Genomic DNA, 6000 nt, shown 5'->3' on the forward strand with positions numbered 1-6000 from the left:
CGCCGTACCCGGGACGGAGCACGAAGGGCGATGCGCCCGGCTCGCGGTCGACGCGCGGGTGCGCGAGGCCGCGGCCCCCGCACGCGCGAGGGCCCGCACGCGTGACGCGTGCGGGCCCGGGAAGCGCGGGTGGTCCTCAGCCGCAGCTCACCTCGTCCTCGGCGGCGCTGGTGCCGCCCAGGTCGTCGAGGTCGGCGTCACCGCCGCCGGACCCTCCGGCGCCCAGACCGGCGACACCGGCCCAGTCGGCGCCGCCCATGACCAGCTCCATCTCCTCGCTCAGCGAGGGCTCCTCGACGATCTCGGCGCCGTTCTCCAGGGCCGAGGCCAGGAGCTCGGCGTTCTCGGCGTGCTCCGGGCCGTGATAGACGGTCGTGGCGTCGGGGGCCCGCAGCTCGGGGTTGGTGGTGTCGGCGACCGTGAAGCCCTCGGCGGTGAGCAGCGGCTCGACCTGCGCGCCCAGTCCGTCGAGGCCGGTGTTGTTGAGCAGCACCACCGGCACGTCGGAGGGATCGGCCTCGCCGTCGGACCCGTCGTCCTCAGGCCCCTCCGAGTCCTCGGAGCCGCCCTCCTCCTCGATGAGCTCGCCGGCGGCCACCGAGGTGAACAGATGCTGCGCGTCGGGTTCGCGGAGCTGCACCTTGTTGTTGTCCGCCTGGTAGTCCTCGACCGGGGCGGTCAGCATGGTCATCCGCCCCAGGTCGACCTCGCGCATGGCCACGGCCAGCTCGGTCATCTTGTCGATGGTGAGCCCGTTGTCGGTCACCAGGCTGTCGGTGACCGAGTCCAGGAAGGAGACGAGGTTCGACGGGCTGGAGAGGATGTCACCCGAGGTCACCTCGCGCAGGATGGCGCCCATCATCCGCTGTTGGTTCTCGATGCGCCCGAGGTCGCTGCCGTTGGCGGCGCTGTCCCGGGAGCGCGCCAGGCCCAGCGCCTGTTCACCGTCGAGTCGCTGTTCCCCGGCATCGAGTCGGATGTGCGCCTTGGGGTCGTCGATGGGTTCGGGCACGCACATCTCGATGCCGCCGATGGAGTCGACGATGTGCTCGAACCCCGCGAAGTCGACCAGGACCATGTGGTCGAGGTGGATCCCGGTGATGGTCTCCACCGCGTTGCCCTGGCAGTCCATGCCGCCGTAGGTCATGGCGTGGTTGAGCTGGTCGACACCGCCGGACCAGCCGGCGCCGCCCTCGCCGGGGTCGCACGGCGGGATCTCGACCATCGTGTCGCGTGGCAGGTTGACCATGGTCACCCCGCCCTGGTCGACGTCGATGCTGACGACGACGAGGACGTCGGGCCGGACCCCGTTGAGCTCGTTGTAGGAGGCGTCATCCCCCGCACGCTCATCGGTGCCCAGCAACAGGATGTTGTGCAACCCCTCGACCTGGGCCGGCCGGTCGCCCCAACCGTCCGGATCCACGTCCGCGGTCTCGATGCCGAGGACGTCCCGGTAGCCGGTATAGACCACCAGGCTCCCGGCGATCACCACGGCGGTCGTGGCGCACGCCGCCCATTGGCCAAGGCTCATCTTGCCGGTGACGGCGGCCTTGGACACGTTTCTTGGGGCCAAGAGGGCACCTGCGATCCGATCTGGGGCACGAGAGGAGAGTGACCCTCCGGGACGGGGCCACCACGGGGGGACCATGGTGGTACCCGGAGGTAACCCACCGGATGGTACCGGACCGGCCTCGGCACCTCAGACCAGGGTCGTCCGCCCCGGCGGCCCCGCCCCACGACACCTCAGCAGGCGCTGCCCTCGTCCGCCTCGGCGGTGACGCCGCCCAGGTCATCGGTGATGGAGAGGTCGGTGTCGGCGGAGGAACTCCCACCGAACCCGTCCCAGTCGGACCCCGCCACCAGTTCGAGGGTCTGCTCCAGCCCCTCGACCTCCTCGGTCTGGGCGTTCTGCAGGGAACCGGCGAGCAGCGAGGCCGCGGCCGCGTCGTCGGGGCCGTGGTAGACCGTGGTCACGGCGGGCGTACGCAGCTCGGGGTTGCCCGTCCCGGTGACCACGTAGCCCTCTTGGACCAGGACGGCCTGGATCTCCAGGGCGAGCCCCTCGATCTCGGTGTTGTTGAGAACCTCGATCGAGATCTCGGAGGGGTCGACCGACTCCTCCTCCTCGTCCTTGGCGTCGTCGCCGTCGGAGGCGTCGTCTCCGCCCGCCAGGTCCACGCCGGCGTTGATCGCCTCGAACAGCTCCGAGGCCTGCGGCTGACGCATGACGATGCGGTTCTCGTCGTCGGGGTGTGCGCCGTTGGGGACGGTGACGAACTGGACGCGGTCCAGGTCGACCTCGCGCATGGAGATGGCGATGTCGGTCATGGTCTCGACGGTGAGATCGTCATCGGTGGTGATGGAGTCGGTGACCGCGCCGAGGAAGTTGGTGACGGTGACCGGGCTGGTCATGACCTCGCTGCTGAGGACCTCACGGAGCATGGCGCCCATGAACTCCTGCTGGCGCTCGATCCGCGACAGGTCGCTGCCGTCGCCCTGGGCGTAGCGGGAGCGCACGAAGCCCAGGGAGTCCTCGCCGTCGAGGTTCTGGAGACCGGCGTCCAGCGTCAGGTGCGCCTTGACGTCGTCGATGGGTTCGGGGACGCACATCTCCACGCCGCCGAGCGCGTCCACCATGTCCTTGAACCCGACGAAGTCCATCATCACGAAGTGGTCCAGGTGCACGCCGGTGACCTGCTCCACGGTGTTCCACTGGCAGCCCACGCCACCGAAGTTCATGGCGGAGTTCACCATGCCCTGGTGGGGGTCCATGCCCTCGTACCCCTCCACCGGCTCACAACCGGGAAGGTCGACGATGAGGTCACGGGGCAGGTTGACCAGTGTGGCGGCCCCGCTGTCCACGTTGATGCTGGCGATGAGCATCGTGTCGGGGCGTTCGCCCTCGGCCTCGCCGTAGTCGGCGTTCTCACCCGAGCGCACGTCGGAACCGATGATGAGGAGGTTCATGACCCCCTCGACACTGGTGGGCCGGTCCCACTCGTCGGTGTCCACCTGCGCGGTGGTGATGTTGCCGATCAGACCCTGGTACCAGCCGTAGCCGCCCAGACCGGCGATGATGGTGAGCGCCGTGACGACACAGGCGATCCACTGCCCCGCGGACAGTCTTGCCGCGCCCAGAGCGCCTGAGGCGTGGTGGGCGGAACGTTTTCCAGCCATGCGAACCTTCGAATGCGAAGAGACCTTGAGGGGCGGGGTCAGGGCGGCCAAGGGGGGTCGCGGCCCCGAAAAAAAGCTGTGCACGGATGCTAACAGCAGCTCGGGGCGGGCTTCGGCACGACCCGGCCGATGCGGCCGCGCCCCGTGAGGGTTCAGTAACGGGTGGCGATGGTCCCGGCGGCGCGATCGTGCAGACCGCGGGTGTCGCGATCGTAGACGACCGCGGGGATCACCAGGCACAACAAGAAGGTGCGCACGGCCATGGACACGAACCAGGGCCAACCGCGCTCACCGGTGCCCGTGATCCCGACGCCGACGATCCGCCGCCCGATCGTTGTACCGAACAGGGTGAGCAACACGATGTTCATCGCCGCGAAGACCACCAGCGTCGACAGCGTGGTGAAGTTGGTCAGGGCCAGGGCCTCCTGGTCCCCTCCCGAGGCGGCGGCCGCCGAGAGTTCCCCGCCGATCAGGCCGAGGTTGATCGCGCCCCACACCAACAGGACGGCGATCCCCCAATCCAGGCCCAGCCCGACCAGGCGTCGCGCGACGCCGGGGACCGATCCGGGACCGTCCTCGGGCAGACCGAGCCGGTTACCCCGGTAACGGAAGTCGTCGTCGGGGGTGGTGGCCGGCCGGCTCTTGTCGCTCATGGTTTTCACGGTAGCGGCACGTCACGGGCGCCCGTACGCGGGTGGGCGCGGGCGGTGTGACACCGACACGTCTTGGAGTGACGCCGGTCACTTCGAAAACGCGGAGAGGAACCCGTTTCGCCCGTGAAACAGGCGGAATCTCCGACCCGGAGGTGGTGGTCTGCGAAAACACCGGGCTCCGTAACATGCAGGAAACAATCGAGACATGGCGTGGAAATCACGCGCTCCTAGCTTCGATGACGAAGCCGGGAGACGGCGTGCGGTCACCGGGACTCCGCGATGGAGCGGACCCACGGACCCGCCGTCTCAGCCACCTGCACGGAGGTTCCGTTTTGTTCAGCAGCGTCGACGAGGTGCTCGCCTACATCCGAGACGAGGACGTCAAGTTCCTCGACGTCCGGTTCACGGACCTGTTCGGAGGAGTGAACCACGTTACCCTCCCGACCGAGAACGTGGACGAGTCCACGTTCACCGACGGCCAGATGTTCGATGGCTCCTCGATCCGCGGCTTCCAGGCCATCCACGAGTCCGACATGCTGCTGCTCCCCGACCTGAGCACCGGCGTGGTGGACCCGTTCCGCAAGCACAAGACGCTGAACATGACGTTCTTCGTCCACGACCCGCTCACGCTGGAGTCCTACAGCCGCGACCCGCGCAACGTCGCCCGTAAGGCCGAGGCCTACCTGCGGGGTTCCGGCGTCGCCGACACCGCGTTCTTCGGCCCCGAGGCCGAGTTCTACATCTTCGACGACGTCAAGTTCGAGACGCGGTCGAACACCGGCTACTACGAGATCGACTCCATCGAGGGCGCCTGGAACACCGGTTCCGCGCTCGAGGGCGGCAACCGCGGCTACCGTCCGCGGTACAAGGGCGGCTACTTCCCCGTCGAGCCGGTCGACCACTACAGCGACCTGCGCTCGGACATGGTGCAGACCCTGATCGAGTCCGGCATCGAGGTCGAGCTCCAGCACCACGAGGTCGGCACCGCCGGTCAGGCCGAGATCGGCATCAAGTTCGGCACGCTGCTCCAGCAGGCCGACCGCGTGCAGCTGTACAAGTACATCGTCAAGAACGTCGCGAACGAGGCGGGCAAGACCGCCACGTTCATGCCCAAGCCGCTCTTCGGCGACAACGGTTCCGGCATGCACTGCCACCAGAGCCTGTGGAAGGACGGCGAGCCGCTGTTCTTCGACGAGTCCGGCTATGGTCAGCTCTCGGACACGGCCCGTTACTACATCGGTGGTCTGCTCAAGCACGCCTCGGCGCTGCTGGCCTTCACCAACCCCACGGTGAACTCCTTCCACCGCCTGGTGCCGGGTTACGAGGCCCCGATCAACCTGGTCTACAGCCAGCGCAACCGTTCGGCCTGCATCCGCCTGCCGCTCACCGGGTCCAACCCGAAGGCCAAGCGCATCGAGTTCCGCGTGCCGGACCCGTCGGCCAACCCGTACCTGGCCTTCTCCGCCATGCTCATGGCGGGTCTGGACGGCATCAAGAACAAGATCGAGCCGCCGGAGCCGGTCGACAAGGACCTGTACGAGCTGCCCCCGGCCGAGGCCGCGGCGATCGAGACGGTTCCCGCGTCCCTGGACGAGGCTCTGGAGGCCCTGGAGGCCGACCACGAGTTCCTGCTCGAGGGCGGTGTCTTCACCAAGGACCTGATCGAGACCTACATCGACTTCAAGCGCACCGAGGAGATCGACTCCCTGCGTCTGCGTCCGCACCCGCGCGAGTTCGAGCTCTACTACGACATCTAGACCCGCAATGCCCTGACGTGCGCTTTGAGGGCCCGCTCCCCCATCGGGCGCACGTCGGGATCGTGGCGAAGGCTTCGGAGGCCACCGTCGGCGTTCACCCGCCGTCGGTGGCCTTTCTCGTTCTCAGCCGGATCCCACCTCACGCACGTGGTCCGGGGTGAGGCCCACGGTGACGCCGTCGAGCACGGCCCGAGGCGCACCGTGCGGCGCCCCCTTCCACCGGCACGGGCGGCGACCTCCTATGCGGGTGTCGCGGCCCTGGCGAGCGGACCCCGCCGGTCGCACGGTGCGCGTCACCGACACCGTCGGGCCCGGTCGGGGCGGGCGCCCACGGTGTGCAGCAGACCGCGGCGCGGTTCCTCCGGTTGTGGGGTGCGCGCGGCGTCGGCCCCCCGCAGCTCGCGCCAGTCCTC

At 68.7% G+C, this 6000-nt stretch carries 4 protein-coding genes; 1 reads left to right on the forward strand and 3 read right to left on the reverse strand.

The window, feature by feature from the left end; all coding sequences use genetic code 11:
• Window positions 1-136 precede the first annotated feature (136 nt).
• The 3 genes from DSY14_RS22265 to DSY14_RS22275 form a co-directional block, all read right to left on the reverse strand.
• Window positions 137-1531 (reverse strand): LCP family protein, encoded by a 1395-nt coding sequence (locus DSY14_RS22265; protein ID WP_211718569.1) that lies wholly within the window; start codon window positions 1529-1531, stop codon window positions 137-139.
• Window positions 1532-1743: 212 nt separating this feature from the next.
• Window positions 1744-3177, reverse strand: coding sequence for an LCP family protein (locus tag DSY14_RS22270; protein WP_211718564.1), 1434 nt, complete (start codon window positions 3175-3177; stop codon window positions 1744-1746).
• 152 nt (window positions 3178-3329) lie between these two features.
• Complete coding sequence (locus DSY14_RS22275; protein ID WP_211718565.1) at window positions 3330-3830, reverse strand: RDD family protein; 501 nt, start codon at window positions 3828-3830, stop codon at window positions 3330-3332.
• A 332-nt stretch (window positions 3831-4162) separates the two neighbouring features.
• On the opposite strand from DSY14_RS22275, the gene glnA reads away from it, so the two are divergent.
• Window positions 4163-5587 carry a type I glutamate--ammonia ligase gene (glnA, locus tag DSY14_RS22280; protein ID WP_211718566.1) on the forward strand — a complete coding sequence of 475 codons (1425 nt, stop codon included), beginning with the start codon at window positions 4163-4165 and terminating at the stop codon, window positions 5585-5587.
• The last annotated feature ends 413 nt before the right edge of the window (window positions 5588-6000 follow it).

Origin of the sequence: Nocardiopsis sp. MG754419, assembly GCF_018207095.1 — a bacterium.
Taxonomy (GTDB): domain Bacteria; phylum Actinomycetota; class Actinomycetes; order Streptosporangiales; family Streptosporangiaceae; genus Nocardiopsis.